Annotated in this window: 15 protein-coding genes; 9 read left to right on the top strand and 6 right to left on the bottom strand. The window is 74.7% G+C overall.

From position 1 onward, the window contains the following. Positions 1-52: 52 nt before the first annotated feature. Both BX266_RS28300 and BX266_RS28295 read left to right on the top strand, forming a co-directional pair. Positions 53-487 carry a DUF5997 family protein gene (locus BX266_RS28300; RefSeq protein WP_099904324.1) on the top strand — a complete coding sequence of 145 codons (435 nt, stop codon included), beginning with the start codon at positions 53-55 and terminating at the stop codon, positions 485-487. Between the two features lie 110 nt (positions 488-597). Continuing rightward, a complete protein-coding gene (locus BX266_RS28295; RefSeq protein WP_099904322.1) occupies positions 598-2163 on the top strand; it encodes an adenosine deaminase in 1566 nt (521 codons plus the stop codon). 110 nt (positions 2164-2273) lie between these two features. Here the strand turns inward: BX266_RS28295 and BX266_RS28290 are convergent, their stop codons facing one another. Beyond that, positions 2274-3914: an amidohydrolase gene (locus tag BX266_RS28290; RefSeq protein WP_099904320.1), complete on the bottom strand. Its 1641-nt coding sequence runs from the start codon at positions 3912-3914 to the stop codon at positions 2274-2276. A 46-nt stretch (positions 3915-3960) separates the two neighbouring features. Next, complete coding sequence (locus BX266_RS28285; RefSeq protein WP_218969348.1) at positions 3961-5421, bottom strand: APC family permease; 1461 nt, start codon at positions 5419-5421, stop codon at positions 3961-3963. A 266-nt stretch (positions 5422-5687) separates the two neighbouring features. On the opposite strand from BX266_RS28285, the gene BX266_RS28280 reads away from it, so the two are divergent. Beyond that, positions 5688-6392, top strand: a complete 705-nt coding sequence (locus BX266_RS28280) for a TetR/AcrR family transcriptional regulator (RefSeq protein ID WP_099904316.1) — start codon at positions 5688-5690, stop codon at positions 6390-6392. 49 nt (positions 6393-6441) lie between these two features. On the opposite strand, the gene BX266_RS28275 is transcribed toward BX266_RS28280, so the two are convergent. The 3 genes from BX266_RS28275 to BX266_RS28265 are packed head-to-tail and all read right to left on the bottom strand — an operon-like array spanning position 6442 to position 9007. Continuing rightward, complete coding sequence (locus tag BX266_RS28275) at positions 6442-8178, bottom strand: dolichyl-phosphate-mannose--protein mannosyltransferase (protein ID WP_099904314.1); 1737 nt, start codon at positions 8176-8178, stop codon at positions 6442-6444. Further along, entirely contained in the window at positions 8175-8483 is a 309-nt protein-coding gene (locus tag BX266_RS28270; protein ID WP_099904312.1) for a hypothetical protein, read from the bottom strand. The genes BX266_RS28275 and BX266_RS28270 overlap by 4 nt, the downstream gene beginning before the upstream one ends. 11 nt (positions 8484-8494) lie before the next feature. Then, positions 8495-9007 carry a SigE family RNA polymerase sigma factor gene (locus tag BX266_RS28265; RefSeq protein ID WP_180290646.1) on the bottom strand — a complete coding sequence of 171 codons (513 nt, stop codon included), beginning with the start codon at positions 9005-9007 and terminating at the stop codon, positions 8495-8497. A 226-nt stretch (positions 9008-9233) separates the two neighbouring features. Between BX266_RS28265 and BX266_RS28260 the strand changes: the two genes are divergently transcribed. From BX266_RS28260 to BX266_RS28250, 3 genes are all read left to right on the top strand, one after another. Continuing rightward, positions 9234-9623, top strand: a complete 390-nt coding sequence (locus BX266_RS28260) for a VOC family protein (protein WP_099904310.1) — start codon at positions 9234-9236, stop codon at positions 9621-9623. A gap of 51 nt (positions 9624-9674) precedes the next feature. Then, positions 9675-10484: a hypothetical protein gene (locus tag BX266_RS28255; RefSeq protein ID WP_099904308.1), complete on the top strand. Its 810-nt coding sequence runs from the start codon at positions 9675-9677 to the stop codon at positions 10482-10484. 112 nt (positions 10485-10596) lie between these two features. Beyond that, positions 10597-11115, top strand: coding sequence for an NUDIX hydrolase (locus tag BX266_RS28250; RefSeq protein ID WP_099904306.1), 519 nt, complete (start codon positions 10597-10599; stop codon positions 11113-11115). A 42-nt stretch (positions 11116-11157) separates the two neighbouring features. Here BX266_RS28250 and BX266_RS28245 read toward each other — a convergent pair whose 3' ends face one another. Beyond that, the gene (locus BX266_RS28245) at positions 11158-12345 is read right to left on the bottom strand and encodes a hypothetical protein (protein ID WP_099904304.1); all 1188 of its coding nucleotides are present in this window, start codon (positions 12343-12345) and stop codon (positions 11158-11160) included. Positions 12346-12853: 508 nt separating this feature from the next. On the opposite strand from BX266_RS28245, the gene BX266_RS28240 reads away from it, so the two are divergent. The 3 genes from BX266_RS28240 to BX266_RS28230 all read left to right on the top strand — a co-directional run bounded on the left by BX266_RS28240 (position 12854) and on the right by BX266_RS28230 (position 16313). Continuing rightward, positions 12854-14419: an amino acid adenylation domain-containing protein gene (locus BX266_RS28240; protein WP_099904302.1), complete on the top strand. Its 1566-nt coding sequence runs from the start codon at positions 12854-12856 to the stop codon at positions 14417-14419. A 212-nt stretch (positions 14420-14631) separates the two neighbouring features. Beyond that, positions 14632-14946, top strand: a complete 315-nt coding sequence (locus tag BX266_RS28235; RefSeq protein WP_099904300.1) for an acyl carrier protein — start codon at positions 14632-14634, stop codon at positions 14944-14946. Continuing rightward, a complete protein-coding gene (locus BX266_RS28230) occupies positions 14943-16313 on the top strand; it encodes an FAD-dependent oxidoreductase (RefSeq protein ID WP_259464889.1) in 1371 nt (456 codons plus the stop codon). The genes BX266_RS28235 and BX266_RS28230 overlap by 4 nt, the downstream gene beginning before the upstream one ends. The last annotated feature ends 17 nt before the right edge of the window (positions 16314-16330 follow it).

Here is a 16330-nt window from a genome sequence, read left to right as displayed (position 1 = left end):
CAGGCTACCCATCGTGACCAGGGCGGGTGCGCGTTCCCTATACCCTTGGGGCATGACTACGCCCAAGCCCAAGACCTCCCAGACCATGAAGCCCGCGACCGCGGCCAAGAAGCTGGGGATCTACCTGGCGGCGACCCCCGCCGAGTTCCAGGCGGGCGTCGTCTCCCGCGAGGAGCTCAACGCGATGCAGGCCGAGCCGCCGCAGTGGCTCGCCGAACTGCGCCGCAACGGTCCGCACCCGCGCCAGGTGGTCGCCGCCCGCCTCGGCATCTCGGTCACCGGCCTCGGCCGGGCCGGCATCACGGAGGCGCTCACCACCGAGCAGATCGACGCGCTGCGCGACGAGAACCCGCTGTGGCTGCAGCACGAGCGCGCCAACCAGGTGGACGTCCGCAAGGAGGCGCAGCGGATCAAGGAGAGCGCCGAGAAGGCCGAGAAGGCCGCCAAGTCCGGCGCCAAGCCCGCCGCGAAGACCGCCAAGAAGTAGTAGCACCGCCGTCCGGCGGGCGGGCCCGGCACCGGGCCCGTCACGCTTTCGGATGGTGCACGTACGACACGAACCGCCGTGCCCCGCCCCGTCGCTGACGGGGCGTCAGCATGGCGGTCATGATCTCGCTACGCCGTACCACCACGGCCGCCCTCGTCGCCTGCGCGGCGCTGCTGGCGCCGCTGGCCCCCGCCGCCCACGCCGAGGCGCAACTGCCCGGCGCCCGTCCGCTGGAAGGACGGGTCGCCTCGTACCTGGACGGCATCCGACAGGACCCTGCGAAGGTGCAGGCGTTCCTGCGGGAGATGCCGAAGGGCGGGGACCTGCACAACCACCTGTCGGGTGCGGTGACGACCGAGCTGCTGATCCGGCTGGCCGCGCAGGACGATCTCTGCATCGACTCGGTCACCTTCGTCTCGGCGACCGGGCCGTGCCAGGGCACCGCCCGGCCGGCCCAGGACGCCGTGCCGGAGGGCGAGTTCCGGACGGCGGTGATCCGGGCCTGGTCGATGCAGGACTTCGTGCCGGGCCCGGAGAGCGGGCACGACCACTTCTTCGCGACCTTCGGCAAGTTCGGCGAGGCCAGTTGGCGGCACCCGGGCGTGATGCTGGCCGAGGTGACCGACACCATGGCGGCGCAGCACCAGAGCTACCTGGAGACCCTGCAGACGCCGTCCTCGGTCGGGGTGGCCGCGCTGGCCGCGAAGGTCGGCTTCGAGCCGGACCTCGCGGCGCTGCGGCAGAAGCTGCTGGCCGACGGGCAGATCCAGGCGCTGGTGGACGGGGCCCGGGCGGACGCGGACCGGGCCTGGGCGGAGTACCAGGACACCGAGCAGTGCGGGACGGCGCAGGCCCGGCCGGGCTGCGCGGTGACGGTGCGCCTGCAGTCGCAGGCGTCCCGGGCGTCCACCCCGGCGCGGGTGTTCGCGCAGCTGCTGCTGGGGATGGAACTGGCCTCGCAGGACGAGCGCTTCGTCGCGGTGAACCTGGTGCAGCCGGAGGACTACCAGTCCTCGCTGGACAACTACCGGCTGCAGATGCAGATGCTGGACTTCCTGCACCCGCTCTACCCGAAGGCCCACATCAGCCTGCACGCGGGCGAGTTGGCCCCGGGCCTGGTGAAGCCGGAGGACCTGGCCTTCCACATTCGGGAGGCGGTGCTGACCGGCCACGCGGAGCGGATCGGGCACGGCGTGGACGTGGCGCACGAGGACGACCCGGCGGGCCTGCTGCGCACGCTCGCGGAGCGCAAGGTGCTGGTCGAGGTCCCGCTGACCTCGAACGCCCAGATCCTCCAGGTGGAGGGAGCGGAGCACCCGTTCCCGCTGTACCGCAGCCACGGGGTGCCGACGGCGCTGGCCACCGACGACCCGGGCGTGGAGCGGATCGACATCACCCACGAGTACGTCCGGGCGGCGCGGACCTACGCGCTGGGCTACCGCGACCTGAAGGACCTGGCGCGGACCTCGCTGGAGTACGGCTTCGTCGCCGGGCGCAGCCTGTGGCGCGACCGGGACGGGTTCGTGCCGGTGCCGGAGTGCCAGGGCCGCCCGGTGGGCACGAAGCCGACGGCGCGCTGCGCGGCGCTGCTCGCGGCCAGCCCGAAGGCGCTGCTGGAGTGGAATCAGGAGCGGGACTTCCGGGCCTTCGAGGCCGCGGTGCTGCACGGCAGGTGATCCGGGCGACGTGACCGACGGCCCGCAGGGTCTCGGACACGTGTCGTTCATGGCGAGTCGGCAGGCACCCTGCCGAGCCGTCCCCGGTCGGCCCGACAGGGTGTCCGGGCTCACTCGGCGGTGTGCACGGCCCGCCCGCCGACGTAGGTGCGCAGCACCCGGGTCCGGGCGATCTCCTCGCTGGGCGCGGCGAACGGGTCGCGGTCCAGCACCACCAGGTCGGCGAGGTTGCCGGCGCGCAGCACGCCGGTGTCGTCGAGGCCGTTGAGGTACGCGGTGCCGGAGGTGTAGGCGGCGAGCGCGGTGGCCAGGTCGAGGCGCTGCTCGGGCAGGAACACCGGGACGGCCGGGTCGGCGCCGGGCTCGCGGCGGTTGACGGCGACGTGGATGCCGTCGATCGGGACGGGGCTGGAGACCGGCCAGTCGCTCCCCGCGGCCAGGGTGGCGCCGGTGCGCAGCAGGTCGCCGAACGGGTACTGCCAGGCGGCTCGTTCGGGTCCGAGGAAGGGGATGGTCAGCTCGTCCATCTGCGGTTCGTGGGCGGCCCACAGCGGCTGGATGTTGGCGATCGCGCCGAGCGCGGCGAACCGGGCCAGGTCGCTGGGGTGGACCACCTGCAGGTGGGCGAGGTGGTGCCGGTTGCCGCGGCGGCCGTTGGCGGCGATCGCGGCGTCCACGGCGTCCAGCGCCTCGCGGACGGCGCGGTCGCCGAGGGCGTGGAAGTGCACCTGGAAGTCGAGCGCGTCCAGCGCGGTGACGTGCTCGCGCAGCGCGACCGGGTCGACGAAGCTGAGGCCGCTGTTGCCGGTGGCGCAGCCGCAGCCGTCCAGGTAGGGGGCGGTGAGGGCGGCGGTGAAGTTCTCCGCGATGCCGTCCTGCATGATCTTCACGGCTCCGACCCGGAACCGGCCGTGGCTCAGCTTCTCGCGGCGGGCGAGGAGTTCGGGGATCTGCTCGGCGCCGCGCTCGCGGTCCCACCACAGCGCGCCGACCACCCGGGCGGTCAGGGTGCCGTCCAGGGCGGCGGTGCGGTAGGCGTCGGACGGGTCCGGGTTGCCGCCGAAGTCGCCGAGCAGGGCGTCCTGCCAGGCGGTGATGCCGAGCGAGTGCAGCATCTCCTGGGCGGCCAGCAGCCCGGCCAGCCGGTCGGCGGCCGAGGTGGCGGGGGCGTGCTTGCCGACCAGGCCGCAGGCGCCCTCCTGGAGCATGCCGCTCGGGGTGCCGTCGGCCTCGCGCTCGATCCGGCCGTCGGCCGGGTCGGGGGTGTCCCGGGTGAGTCCGGCGAGTTCCAGGGCGCGGGTGTTGGCCCACGCGCCGTGGTGGTCGCGGTTGGCGAGCAGCACCGGGCGCTCGGGCACCACCCGGTCGAGCAGCTGCCGGGTGGGCAGGCCGCCCTCGAAGCTCTCCATCGACCAGCCGCCGCCGGTGATCCACTCCTTCTCGGGGTGGGCGGCCGCGTACGCGCCGATCCGCTGCAGGTACTCCGCCACCGTGACGGTGCCGGTCAGGTCGCAGGCGGCCATCTCCATGCCGCCGAACACCGCGTGGATGTGGGCGTCCTGGAAGCCGGCGACCAACAGCTTGCCGCCCAGGTCGACCACCTCGGTGCCCGGGCCGATCAACTCCCGCACCTCGTCGTGGCCCACGGCGGTGATCCGCTCCCCGGTGACGGCCAGCGAGGTCGCCCGGGTACGGGCGGCGTCGCCGGTGTGGATCGGACCGCCGGTGAAAACCAGGTCGGCACGGTTCATTGCAGGTGCTCCGTTTTCTGTGTGAGGCACGGGAGTTGACTGGACGTCAGGCGGCGGCGGGGGTCTCCGCCGGTTCGGCGGCACCGGCCCGGTCGGTGGCGCCGGTGAAGTAGGCAGAGCGGCGGCCCCAGCGCGACCAGGCGGCGGCGACCAGGCCGGAGCCGATCATCAGCACCGGCACCGAGAGCTCGAACCAGCCGTTGGCGGCGGCGAGTTCGAAGTGGTCGGTGGAGTCGTAGAAGGTCCAGGCGAGGTAGCCCCCGACCAGCAGCAGCACCGCGCCGCCGAGCAGCGGCGCCACCACCGCCTTCAGCCCCTCCGCGAGGTCGTCCCGCAGCAGGCGCCGGAACCGCACCGCGGAGGCGATCGCGACCAGCGCGTAGTACAGCGCGACCACGATGCCGATGGCGTTGACGGTCGCAGAGATCAGCTCGGTGACGGTCGGGATGACCAGCGCCAGAACGGACAGCGCCAGCGCGATGCCGGTGATCAGCCAGGTGCCGGTGGACGGGGTGCGGAAGCGCGGGTGCAGCCTGGTCCACACGCGGCCGAGGGTGCCGTCGCGGCCCATCGCGTAGGTGCCGCGAGCGGTCGGGATCACCGCGGCCTGCAGCGAGGCCGCCGCAGAGAAGGTCAGCGCCACCAGCGGCAGCGCGGCGAGCGGCTGATCGGCCAGCTTCTCGGCGAAGTACGCCAGGCCGGTGGCCCCGTTGTCCGCCAGCTCCTCGATCGGCAGCACCCGTTGGAACGCGGTGCCGGCGAACAGGAACAGGCCGAGCATCAGCAGCAGCGACAGGAACCCGCCCCGGGTGGCGTCCTTCGGGTCGTGCACCTCCTCGCCGACGCTGAACACCGACTCGAAGCCCCAGTAGCAGAACACCGCCAGCACCATGCCCTGGGCCAGCGAGGCCATCGACGGGATCTCGAACGGGTCGTACCAGGACAGGCTGAACGGCTGGTCGCCGGCGAACAGGCCGTAGCCGCAGAACGCCAGCAGCACCGCGTACTCGAAGATCAGCAGGTACTTCTGCAGCCGGGCCGCCAGGTCCAGGCCGCGGACGGCGACCACGGTGGCGGCGAGCAGCACCAGCATGCCGATCAGCGTGCACTGGAAGCTGGAGTCCGGGTCCAGGCGCACGCCGGGCAGCGAGTGCAGTCCGGCCGTGCCCGCCAGCTGGATCAGCGCGGAGCCGGTGACGGTGGTGGTGTACGCCATGAACACCACGGTGGTGACGATGTTCACCCAGCCGGTGAGGAAGCCCAGCCAGGGGTTCAGCGCCTTGCCGACCCAGCGGTAGGAGCTGCCCGCGTCCGGCTCGACCCGGTTGAGGCGGCCGTAGCCGCAGGCGATGCCGAGCACCGGCAGGAACGCCAGCAGCATGATGGCCGGCAGGTGCAGGCCGACCACGCCCGCCATCAGGCCGAGGCCGATGCCGATCGAGGTGGTGGCGGCCGTGCTGGACGCGGCGATCACCACCACCGCGCCGACGCCGACCGACTTGCGCATCGCGTCCTGGCCGCCGCCGTCGGGGACGGGGCCCCGGTCCTTGACCGTCGTTGCCAAAGGATCACCGCCGAGAGTGTCGTGGGGGAACGCCCCGCGCGGGGCGTCGGTGGGGTGCGCCGCCGAGGGCGCGGAGGTGCACAGAGAGCCGGCGGACCTCGGGAACGTGGCACGCCGGGTGGGGGTCCACCGCCGGGAAGGTCGGTAGGCACGCCATGAAACCCGCAGCCCCTTCACACGTCAATGCTGTTGTCGTAAGCTCGGCGGCCATGACCGACCGCGTCGTCCCCGAGCCCGCGCGCCGCCGCCGGCGCCCCACCAAGCACGGCACCGTGCTCTCCGAACAGGTCATCATCGACACCGCGCTGCGCCTGGTCGGCCAGCACGGCGCCCAGGCCTTCACCGTCCGCCGCCTGGGCATCGCGCTCGGCGCGGACCCGAGCGCGATCTACCGCTACTTCCACAGCGCCGACGACCTGCTGCTGGCCGTCGCCGACGAACTGATCGGCCTCGGCCTGCACGGCTGGCAGCCCACCGGCGACTGGCGCGCCGACCTGCGCGAGGTCGGCCTGCGGATCCACGCCCGCTCCACCGCCCACCCGCAGGCCGCCGTGCTCGCCGCGTACCGCACCACGGGCCGCGCCAACGAGATCCGGGCCATCGAGACCATGCTCGGCATCCTCCGCGGGGCCGGCTTCCCCGACCCCGACGCCGTCAGCCTCTACCACGCCTTCATCGACCAGGCCCTCGGCTTCGCCGTCCTCGACTCCGCCGCCCTCGCCCTGCCCGCCCCCGCCCAACACGCCGACCTGGGCGTCTGGGACACCGCCTACCGCGACCTCCCCGCCGACACCCACCCCCACATCGCCGCCACCGCCGACCTGCTCGCCGCCGACATGCGCCGCAGCGCCTACCCGCTGGCCCTCGACCTCCTCCTCGACGCCCTCGCCGCCCGCCTGCCACCCCGCCCCTGACGAACCGTCGGCGACCGCGGTCGGATCCGCGGGCCGTCGTCCGTACGCGTCAGAACCAGCTGTCCAGCCACAGCCTGGCGCGCCAGTCCGGGTACGGGACGGTGCGGCCGGTGTAGATCGGCAGGAAGTGGAGGAAGTTCCAGGCGATCAGCAGGACCAGGACGGCGGCCACCGTCACTCCGCGCAGGCGGCGGCCTTCGCTCGCGTCCGGCGGGCCCGGGAGGGCGGCCAGCAGCATCGTCAGGGCCAGGCACAGGTACGGCACGAAGGCGACGGCGTAGAAGGAGAAGATGGTGCGGTCCTGGTAGCCGAACCAGGGCAGGTAGCCGGCGCCGACGCCGCACAGGACGGCGCCGGAGCGCCAGTCGCGGCGCAGGGCCCAGCGGTACAGCAGGAAGGCGAGCGCGCAGCAGGCCGACCACCACAGCAGCGGCGTGCCGAGGGCGAGGACCGTCTGCACGCAGGCGGTGGCGGCGTGGCAGCCGGCCGTGCCGGGCTCGGCCTGGGTGTAGTGGAACAGCACGGGGCGGCCCTGGACCAGCCAGCTCCACGGGTTCGACTCGTACGCGTGCGGCGTGTGCAGGCCCACGTTGAACCGGTACACGTCGTGCTCGTAGTGCCAGAGGCTGCGCAGCGGCGCCGGGATCCAGGACCAGGCGCCGCCGCGGCCGTCCGCCCAGTGCCGGCCGTAGCCGCGGTCGGACAGCAGCCAGCCGGTCCAGGTCGCCAGGTAGGTCAGGGCGGCGACCGCGCCGAGGGCGAGCGCCGACCAGGTGTCCTTGCGCAGCACCGCGCGGCAGGGGCGGTGGGCGCCCGCGGTGCGGCGGGCGCCGGCGTCCCACAGCAGGGTGAGGACGAGGAAGAAGGCCAGGAAGTACAGGCCGTTCCACTTGACCGAGGCCGAGAGTCCGAGGAACAGCCCGGCCGTGAGCCGCCAGGGCCGCGGGCCCGTCCCGGCGCGGTCGCCGGGGTGCCGGCTCCCGGCCGGTCGTGCGCCGTCCGCGGGCAGGGCGGCGGCCAGCCGGGCCCGGGTCCGGTCCCGGTCGAGCAGCAGCGCCCCGAACGCCGCCAGCGCGAACACCATCACCATCAGGTCGAGCAGCGCGGTGCGGCTCATCACGTAGTGCAGGCCGTCGACCGCCATCAGCGCCCCGGCCAGGCAGCCCAGCAGGGTGGAGCGGAACAGGCGGCGTCCGATCCGGCACAGCATCAGCACCGAGAGGGTGCCCAGCGCCGCGGTCATGAAGCGCCAGCCGAACGGGCCGAGGCCGAACATCCACTCGCCGAGGCCGATCACCCACTTGCCGGTCGGCGGGTGCGCGACGAACGCCCCGGAGTCGGAGAGCGGGACCAGCTGCGGGCTGCCGAGGATCTGCGGGTCGGCGACGGTGCGGTCCGGCCAGCTGCCCTCGTAGCCGAGCCGCAGCAGGGACCAGGCGTCCTTCGCGTAGTACGTCTCGTCGAACACCACCGCCCGCGGGCTGCCCAGCTGCCAGAAGCGCGCCAGCCCGGCGAACAGCGTGACCAGCAGCGGCCCGCCCCAGCTGGACCAGCGGGCCAGTCGGCGCACTGTCGCCGGGGCGGGTCCGCAGGAGTGCCGCAGCCGCGATCCGGGCTCCGGGAACGGCGTCACCAGCCGTTCCCCGACGGACGGTCGGGGCGGGGCGGCGTAGCCCTGCCGGCGCAGCTGCCGGAGGTGGTCGGCGGAGACGGTCGTGGTCCCGGTGCTCACGGCGGGGGCCTTCTTCGCGCGGCGGGCCGGACGGGTGACCTGGGCGTCCGTCATCCGCCGGCACCCGCCGGCGCGGTCCCGGTCGTCGGCGCGGTCGCGGTCGCGGTCACCGACTCGGCGGAGGCGAGCGGGCCCGGCCGGGGGCCGTGCGGCCCGCCCCCGGCGGCGGAGGTCCCCAGCAGCAGCAGCGCGGCGCAGAGTCCGGCGGCGGTCAGCCCCGACCCGGCGGCCGTCCAGGCCCGGGTCCGGTACCGGGCCCGCACCCCCGCGTGCAGCCGGGCCCGGTGGCGGGCCTCGTACGGCGCGTCCTGCTGCCCCTCGCGCAACATCCGGGCCAGCTCCTGCTCGAAGCGGTCCATCGCTTCCCTCCTCACTCGGCCGGGCCGGCCGTCTCGGCCAGCAGCTGCCGCAGCCGGGCGACGCCACGGGCGGTCAGCGAACGGGCGGTGCCCAGCGGGCACCCCAGCAGCTCCGCGACCTGCCCCTCCGGCAGGTCCTGGTAGTAGCGCAGCACCACCGCGGCCCGCTGCCGCGCCGGCAGCAACGCCAACACGACCTCCAAGCCGGTCCGTTCAGCCACCGCTGCGGCCTCGTCGCCGGGCCCGGGCGGGTCGGGCAGCCGACCGACGGGCTGCTCACCCCACCAGCGGCGCCGGGCCGAGCGGGCCGCGGCCCGCGCCAGGACCTTGCGGACGTACGCCTCGGGCGCCTGCCCCGCTACCCGGGGCCAGGCGAACCACAGCTTGACCAGCGCCTCCTGCAGCAGGTCCTCGGCCCGGTGCCGGTCCCCGCCGGTGAGCAGCCGCGCCAGGTGCAGCAGCGCCGACCAGCGGGCCGCCACGAAGCGGTCGAACTCCTCGGCCCGCAGCTGCCGCGTCGTCAACCTCGGTCCCTCGCCTCCCCGCCGGACGTGCCGGCTCCCGTCGCGCTCCTGTCCCCCTGATGAAGGCGCTGGACCCGACCCCGCTATGCACCCCGCCGCTGTGTTCCGGGTCACACCCGGTGGGCGCGTCGCACGCCGATGCGCGCCCGGACGGCCCGGCCCGCCGCTAGGTTCGACGGGGCGACGCCGCGCCCCCGATCCTCCTCCCCTCCCCCAGGAGTTCCGCATGCGGATCTACATCACCACCGTCTTCGTCGAGGACCAGGCGAAGGCCCTCGGCTTCTACACCGAGGTGCTCGGCTTCGTGAAGAAGCACGACGTCCCGCTCGGCGCCGGGGCCCGCTGGCTGACGGTGGTCTCCGCCGAGCAGCCCGAGGGCACCGAACTGCTGCTGGAGCCCTCCGGCCACCGCGCCGTCCCCCCGTACAAGCAGGCGCTGCACCAGGACGGCATCCCCGCCGCGTCCTTCGCGGTGGACGACGTGCCGGCCGAGTACGAGCGCCTGCGGGCCCTCGGGGTGACGTTCACCCAGGAGCCGCGCACCATGGGCCCGGTGACCACCGCCGTCTTCGACGACACCTGCGGGAACCTGATCCAGATCGTGCACGCCCCGTAGCCCGCCGGGAAATCGGGTGGCACCCGGCCGGTCCTCCGCTAGCCTCGCGGCGTGATGTTCGCGGAGGTGCGCCCGCAACCGGGCTGGTGGGGGATCGTCAAGGAGCGGGCCGCGGCCTGCTGGTGGCAGCTGCTGGTGCTGTCCGCGCTGGGGGCGCTGGCGGAGGGCTGCACCGAGCTGGTGCTCCTCCCCTTCCACCTGCCGTACCAGCTGCGCGACGCGCTGCAGGTGCTGATCGGCACCGTGACCGGAACGCTCGTCCTGGCCGCCGGTGCACGGGTGCTGGGGCTCGGCGTCGGGCCCCTCACCGCGCTCCGGGTGCCGCCCCGCCGATTGGCCGCGACGGCCGGCTGGTCCCTGCTGCTGCACGTGGAGTCGCTGTACGCGCTGGTCCACGCGGTCGTCGCACCGGACGGGCCCTGGGCCCCGGAAGGCCCGGTGGTCTGGACCCTGCTGCTCGCCCTGGTGTACGGCGCCGTGGTGGCGCTGGTGCTCCCGATGACCGCGTTCCTGGAGAACGGCGGCGCGCGCGGCGCCTGGCTGGTGGTGCACAGCGGTTGGGCGACCGCGCTGCGACTGCTCGCCCTCGCCCTGGTCACCGTCTTCGCCACCCAGTTCCTGCCGGGCTGGGCCGCCGTCGCGATGTACCGGTACCAGGTGTACCCCGCCGTCGGCGTCATGGGCCTGGTCCAGATCCCGCTGACCGCCGCCGTCCTGCTCCTCGCCTACGCCACCTACCTCCGCTCCCCCGCCGCCGCCCCCACGCCGCTCCCCGCCGCCCCGAGCCCGTACCCGACCGTGGACCCGGCCTTCCCGCACTCCCCCGCCGAGCGGAAGCCGGTGTCCGCACCCCTCGACTGACGGCCCGACAGCCTGCCGGCCCTCCCGAGGCCGGCATCGTCCCGGTGCGCGAGCGGGCCGGCCTCCGGTCTTTCGGTCCGCCCGGGCCGGTCCGGCCTCTACAGTCGACGGTATGACGCCTCGTAAGCGGTCGGCCTCCCGCATCCTGCTGCTCGACGACCGCGACCGGCTGCTGCTGCTCTGCGGCCGGATGTCCCGACTCACCGGCGGCTGCCACTGGTTCACCGTCGGCGGCGGCATCGACCCCGGCGAGGACGCGGTGACCGCCGCCGTCCGCGAGTTGCGCGAGGAGACCGCGCTCAGCGTGCCGGCCGAGCGTCTCGGCCCGGCCGTCTGGACCCGCCGCGCCGCCTTCATCTTCGAGGACCGGCACTACGACCAGGACGAGGAGTACCGCCTGCTCCGCCTCAGCGCGGCCGAGGCCGCCGCCGTCCGCGTCGACCCGGCCGAGGCCACCCACGGCCACCGCTGGTGGACCGTCGCCGAGTTGGCCGCCACCGACCAGGCGGTCTATCCCGAACGCCTCGCCGAACTCCTTCCCGCCCTCCTCACCACCGCCCCCGGCCAGACCCCGTTGCACCTCGGCGACTTCGGCTTCGGCCCCGGCTACGACCTCGCGCCGGAGGCGTGAGGCGCCGGCCAGGCGAATCGGTTCAGCCCGTCCCTGCTGGGCTCAGCCGGTGCGGCGGCGGTCCGTGAGGTGGGCGACGAGGGCCGCGGTGGCCGGGAGCGTCACCATGGCGCGGAGCAGACCGGTCTCCGGGTAGGTGTCGGCGGTGAGGTGGAGGGCGAGGCAGGCGGTGGCGAGGCCGGCCGCACAGCTGAGGGTGAGGGGGAGGGCCGCCGTGCGGACCTGGCGGTGGGTCAGGGTGGCGGCGGCGATCAGCAGGGCGCCGGCCAGGGCGATCGCGGGGTGCGGGTAGCCGAGGCCGTAGCGGACGGCCAAGGCCGGTATCAGGAACAGGACGAGGCCGCGGCGGAGCAGGGTCGCCAGGGCGCGGGTGGCCGGGCCGGGGGTGACGGGGTCGGCGGGTCGGCGGGCGGTGGCCGCGAGCAGCAGCAGCGCGAACAGGGCGAGGGGCCAACGGGTCGGCAGGTGGCCGAGGTTGTAGAGCAGGGCGGTGTCGTAGACGACCATCACCAGGGTGCCGAGGGCCCAGAGCGTGACCGCGAAGTGCAGCAGGCCGAGGGTGCCCGGGTGCCGGTCGGGGCCGGTGTCGCGGCGGGCGAGGGCGAGCAGCAGGGGCACGGTGAGCAGGGCGGACAGGACGCGGAGGGCCACGTCCTGGAGGGTCCACGGGTTGTACAGCGCCCATTCGACGGTGCTGAAGACGACCGTGTACGAGAGCGCGGCCGTCCACGCCAGCGGCGCGGAGCCGAGCACGGTGCGGTGCAGCGCGGGGCTGAGGCGGCGCAGCACGGTGGCGTAGGCGAGCAGGACGAACGGCAGCTCCAGGAAGGCCTGCACCCGCAGCACGGTGGGGGCGAACAGCCGGGGCGCCGGCAGCCGGTCGGCGAGGGCGCGGACCAGCGGGTTGCCGGTGGGCTGGTCGAACCAGCCGGCCGGAAGGTAGCGGGCGACGAACGAGGTGTCGCCGCCGTGCACGCGCAACAGGTAGGCGGAGCAGAACAGTTGATTGAGGTAGAGCACCGCGGTGACGGCGGCGAGCAGCGCCTCCGGCGGGACGGGCCGCCGGGCCCGGACGGACGCGGCGGCGCTCCCGGACGGGCTCTTCGACGGGATCTCGGGCGCGGCCCCGGGCGCGGTCGCGGGCACGCGCAGCAGCCGGGGGCCGAGCAGCAGGGCGGCACCGACCGAGCCGAGGACGGCGGCGTCGACCAGGACGGCGGCGATCTTCATCCGCGAGATGGTACCGGCCGAGCGACGTGCGGGCAGTGACGCTCCGCTACCGCCGATGCTCGACCGGCCCGGTACGCGAAGCCGCGGCGGCGGCTTGCCCTTCCGCTCCGAGCGGGAATTGCTTTCCCGGCCGGAAATCACCGATCGCCACCCGCTTCCCGGCAACCGGTTCGAGTACGGACCGTGCTTGTTCGAACCGGGATCGGTAAAGCGCGGCAAAAACGCCCCGCCACCCCCGACGCGGGCTCGCAGCGACCCGGCCATTCGCTGACGCACCATCAACTCCGCCGCGGCGCCCCGCCCCCCGCCGCCCCCGGGGCGCCTTGGCAGCACGGCACCCCACTGATCACGGAACGTGATCAAGGCGGGTGCCGGGTGCGTTCACAGTTCGCCCACAGGTCCTCTGGAAACCCGCCGCAACACCCATTGTGGGCACGCATGGTGACAGGTAGAGTCCCGGTTCGCCGAAGCACGGACGGGCACCTCTGGGCATTTTCTTGGAGCGGGCATGTCAAAGAACGGCGGCGTCAGCGGATCGGCCTCCGATCTGCTCGACGCGTTCGCGGAAACCGTTCTCCGGTGGCCCGAACGAACCGCGATCGAGTCCCCCGAACGCACTCTCAGCTACCAGCAACTCGAGTTATGCGTCAGCCGGTTGGCCGCCGACCTGGGCGACCGGCCCGGTCCGGTGGCAGCCGTCGCGACCCACTCGCCGGACACGGTGATCGCCCTGCTGGGCATCCTCGCGGCGGGCGGCGCCTACGTCCCGCTCGACCCGGCGTTTCCGCTGGAGCGGCAGCGTCGGATGGCCGCCACGGCCGGCTGCCGCACCCTGGTCGGCCGGGACGCGGGCGACCACGCCGAGCGCCTCGGCCTGCGGCACCAGGAACCCCCGGAGCCCCCGGCCGTCCCGGCGCGTCCCGCGGACCTGCGCGAGCAACCGGCCGGGCCGCCCCGCGGCCCGGCCGTCGCGCCCGGCGACCCCGCCTACGTGCTGTTCACCTCCGGGTCGACGGGGCAGCCCAAGCCGGTGCTGACGCCGCGTCGGGCGATCACCGCCTCGGTGGCCTCGCTCCGCGGGCTGTTCGGGGTGACGCCGGAGGACCGGGTGCTGCAGTTCGCCTCGCTGAACTGGGACACCTGCTTCGAGGAGATCCTGCCGACGCTGACCGCCGGCGCCCGGCTGGTGTTCGACCCCGAGGCGCACTCGGCGTCGGTCCCCCGACTGCTGCGCATGGTCGAACGGCGCGGCGTCACGGTACTGGACCTGCCGACCGCGTTCTGGCACGAGCTGGTGCTGCACCTCGCCGAGGACGGCGGGCGGCCCCAACTGCCGGACTGCCTGCGGCTGGTGGTGATCGGCGGCGAGGCCGCCGGGCCGGCCAGGCTGGCGGACTGGAGCGGACTGGTCGACAGCGCCCGGATCCGGCTGCTGAACACCTACGGCTGCACCGAGACCACCCTGATCACCCACGCGGTGGACCTGCTCGGCCCCGACACCCCGGAGCCGGGCCGCCGCTGGGACCCGGCGGAGCGCGCGCCGATCGGCCGCGCCCTGCCGCACGTCGAGGAACTGCTGTCCGGCGAGGGCGAGCTGCTGATCGGGGGCGCCGCGCTGGCGACCGGCTATCCGGGGCTCCCGGAGGCCACCGCCGAGCGCTTCGTCACCCGCGAGGGCCGCCGCTGGTTCCGTACCGGGGACCGCGCCACCCGGGCGGCGGACGGGGTGCTGACCCACCAGGGACGGCTCGACCACGAGGTGAAGATCCGCGGCATCCGGGTCGATCCGGCGGAGGTGGAGGCCGCGCTCGGCGCCCATCCCCGGGTCGGTGCGGCGGCGGTCGCCGCGACCACGCTGGCGGGACGGGCCGCCCTGGTCGCCTACGTCGTCCCGCGCACCGGCGGGCCGGACCAGGCGCTCGGCGCCGAAGTCCTGCGCCGGCTCCGGGAATTGCTGCCCGCCCACCTCGTCCCGAGTCGGATCACGGTCGTCCCGGACCTGGTCCGCACCACCAGCGGCAAGGTCGACCGCGCCGCCTCGCACCGCCTGCACGGCACCGGCCCGATCACCTGACGCTCCGTCCGCACCACGCGCACCCGCAGCACGCACCTCCGGCACCGCCGCGCGCCACTCCCCCGCGCACCCGCACCGCGCTCAGCCTGCACACCCGCACCGCTCAGCCATGCACCCCCGGCACCATCGCACCCGCGTTCAGCACCGCGCACCACGCACCGCTGGCACCGCCAGACCACGCGCACCCCGCACCGGTCGAAGGAGACCCCCTGATGAGCCTCGACATGCCCGCCGTCTCGCCCGCGACCCCGCCGCCGGGCGACAGCACCGACCTCCTGGACTCGCTGACGGCGGTGTTCCGTCGCGTCCTGGAGCTGGCCGAGGTGCCCGCGGACGCCGACTTCTTCCTGCTGGGCGGGGATTCGCTGATCGCCACCCGGGTGCTCAGCGCGGTGGCCCGCACTCACGGAGTGGAGCTGACCTTCGAGGACTTCCTGGCCGCCCCGACCCCGGCCGGCCTCGCCGCCCGGATCGCCGCCGCCGGCGGCACGGCTGCCCCCGCCGCCACCGTCCCGGCTGCCCGGTGAGCGCCGCGGCTCCCGCCGCGCCCGGCCGGCCGCCGCACTCCGCGGTGGTGGTCGGCGCGGGCCTGGCCGGGCTGACCGCCGCCGTCGAGCTCGCCGACCGGGGGATGCGGGTGACGGTGCTGGAGGCCAGGGACCGGGTCGGCGGTCGGACCAGGGGCATCGAGGTCGCGCCCGGCCGGTGGATCGACGCCGGCGCGGCGTACCTGGGCGACCGGCACACCGAGCTGCACACCCTGCTCGCCGCCTGCGACCTGAAGACCGCACCGACCGCGATGCACGGCGCCAGCCGGTTCGCGCTGGCGGAGGACGGCAGCCGGGCCACCACCGACGGCCGCTTCCCGCCGCTGAACGCGGTGGCCCTCGGCGACCTGTTCGAGCAGCTGGACGAGCTGGCCGCCGCCGTCCGGCCGGACGCTCCGTGGCTGAGCCCGAACGCCGACCGGCTGGACGCGCTCACCGCCGCCGACTGGGCTGAGCGGCAACTGCCGCACCCGGACGCCCGGTTGTTCTTCCCGCTGTTCCTCGGCGAGATGATGGCGGCCGATCCGGCCGAGGTCTCCGTCCTGCACCTGGCGTTCTACCTGCGCTCCGGCGGCGGCCTGCGCTACCTCAACGCGTTCGAGGGCGGCGCACAGCAGGACCGGGTCGCCGGCGGCGCGCACCGGCTGTGCGAGCGGCTGGCGCGCCGCCTGCTGGAGGCGGGCGGAGTGCTGCACACGGGCGAACCGGCGCTGGCCGTCGAGCAGTCCGACGGTGAGGTCACCGTCCGCACCCCGAGCGGGAGTTACCGCGCGGCGGCGGCGGTGGTGGCGGTGCCGCCGCTGCTGGCCGACGCGATCGAGTTCCGGCCGGGGCTGCCGGTGCGGCGGGCCGGGTCGCGGACCGGGCGCGGCTGCGCGGTGAAGGTGAACCTGGTGTTCCCGCAGCCGGTGTGGCGCGAACACGGCCTGTCGGGCTGGTCGGTGAACGCGGCGGGCCCGCTGCTGTCCACGGTGGACGACACGCCGCCGGAGGGTTCGCCGGGTGTGCTGACCGGCTTCGTCACCGGCGCGGAGGCGCACCGGTTCGCCGCCCTGTCGCCCGCCGAGCAGCGGGCGGCGGCGGTCGACCAGGCGTCCCGGCTGTTCCCGATGCTGCCCGAGCCGGTCGGCTTCCACGTCACCGACTGGGTCAACGAGCCGTGGTCCAGGGGCTGTTACGCGGCGCTGTTCGGTCCGGGCGACTGGCTGGCGCTCGGGCCGACCCTGACCGTGCCGCACGGCCGGGTGCACTTCGCGGGGACCGAGACCAGCGCCGAGTTCTTCGGTCTGCTGGAGGGCGCGATCCGCTCGGGGCGGCGGGCCGCCGCCGAACTGCTGGCGCGCTGACCCGACCCGCCCGCATC

The sequence above is a fragment of the Streptomyces sp. TLI_171 genome (genome assembly GCF_003610255.1).
GTDB lineage: Bacteria > Actinomycetota > Actinomycetes > Streptomycetales > Streptomycetaceae > Kitasatospora.
The sequence above is the reverse complement of the archived record's forward strand: the minus strand, read 5'-3'. Positions and strand labels throughout refer to the sequence as shown.

Excerpts from the sequence above, each read along its gene's own strand:
- BX266_RS28280 (WP_099904316.1), top strand. The coding sequence starts at position 5,688 with ATGACCGACCGCGTCGTCCCCGAGCCCGCGCGCCGCCGCCGGCGCCCC.
- BX266_RS28240 (WP_099904302.1), top strand. The coding sequence starts at position 12,854 with ATGTCAAAGAACGGCGGCGTCAGCGGATCGGCCTCCGATCTGCTCGAC.
- BX266_RS28290 (WP_099904320.1), bottom strand. The coding sequence starts at position 3,914 with ATGAACCGTGCCGACCTGGTTTTCACCGGCGGTCCGATCCACACCGGC.
- BX266_RS28235 (WP_099904300.1), top strand. The coding sequence starts at position 14,632 with ATGAGCCTCGACATGCCCGCCGTCTCGCCCGCGACCCCGCCGCCGGGC.
- BX266_RS28260 (WP_099904310.1), top strand. The coding sequence starts at position 9,234 with ATGCGGATCTACATCACCACCGTCTTCGTCGAGGACCAGGCGAAGGCC.
- BX266_RS28300 (WP_099904324.1), top strand. The coding sequence starts at position 53 with ATGACTACGCCCAAGCCCAAGACCTCCCAGACCATGAAGCCCGCGACC.
- BX266_RS28250 (WP_099904306.1), top strand. The coding sequence starts at position 10,597 with ATGACGCCTCGTAAGCGGTCGGCCTCCCGCATCCTGCTGCTCGACGAC.
- BX266_RS28270 (WP_099904312.1), bottom strand. The coding sequence starts at position 8,483 with ATGGACCGCTTCGAGCAGGAGCTGGCCCGGATGTTGCGCGAGGGGCAG.
- BX266_RS28245 (WP_099904304.1), bottom strand. The coding sequence starts at position 12,345 with ATGAAGATCGCCGCCGTCCTGGTCGACGCCGCCGTCCTCGGCTCGGTC.
- BX266_RS28285 (WP_218969348.1), bottom strand. The coding sequence starts at position 5,421 with ATGCGCAAGTCGGTCGGCGTCGGCGCGGTGGTGGTGATCGCCGCGTCC.
- BX266_RS28295 (WP_099904322.1), top strand. The coding sequence starts at position 598 with ATGGCGGTCATGATCTCGCTACGCCGTACCACCACGGCCGCCCTCGTC.
- BX266_RS28275 (WP_099904314.1), bottom strand. The coding sequence starts at position 8,178 with ATGACGGACGCCCAGGTCACCCGTCCGGCCCGCCGCGCGAAGAAGGCC.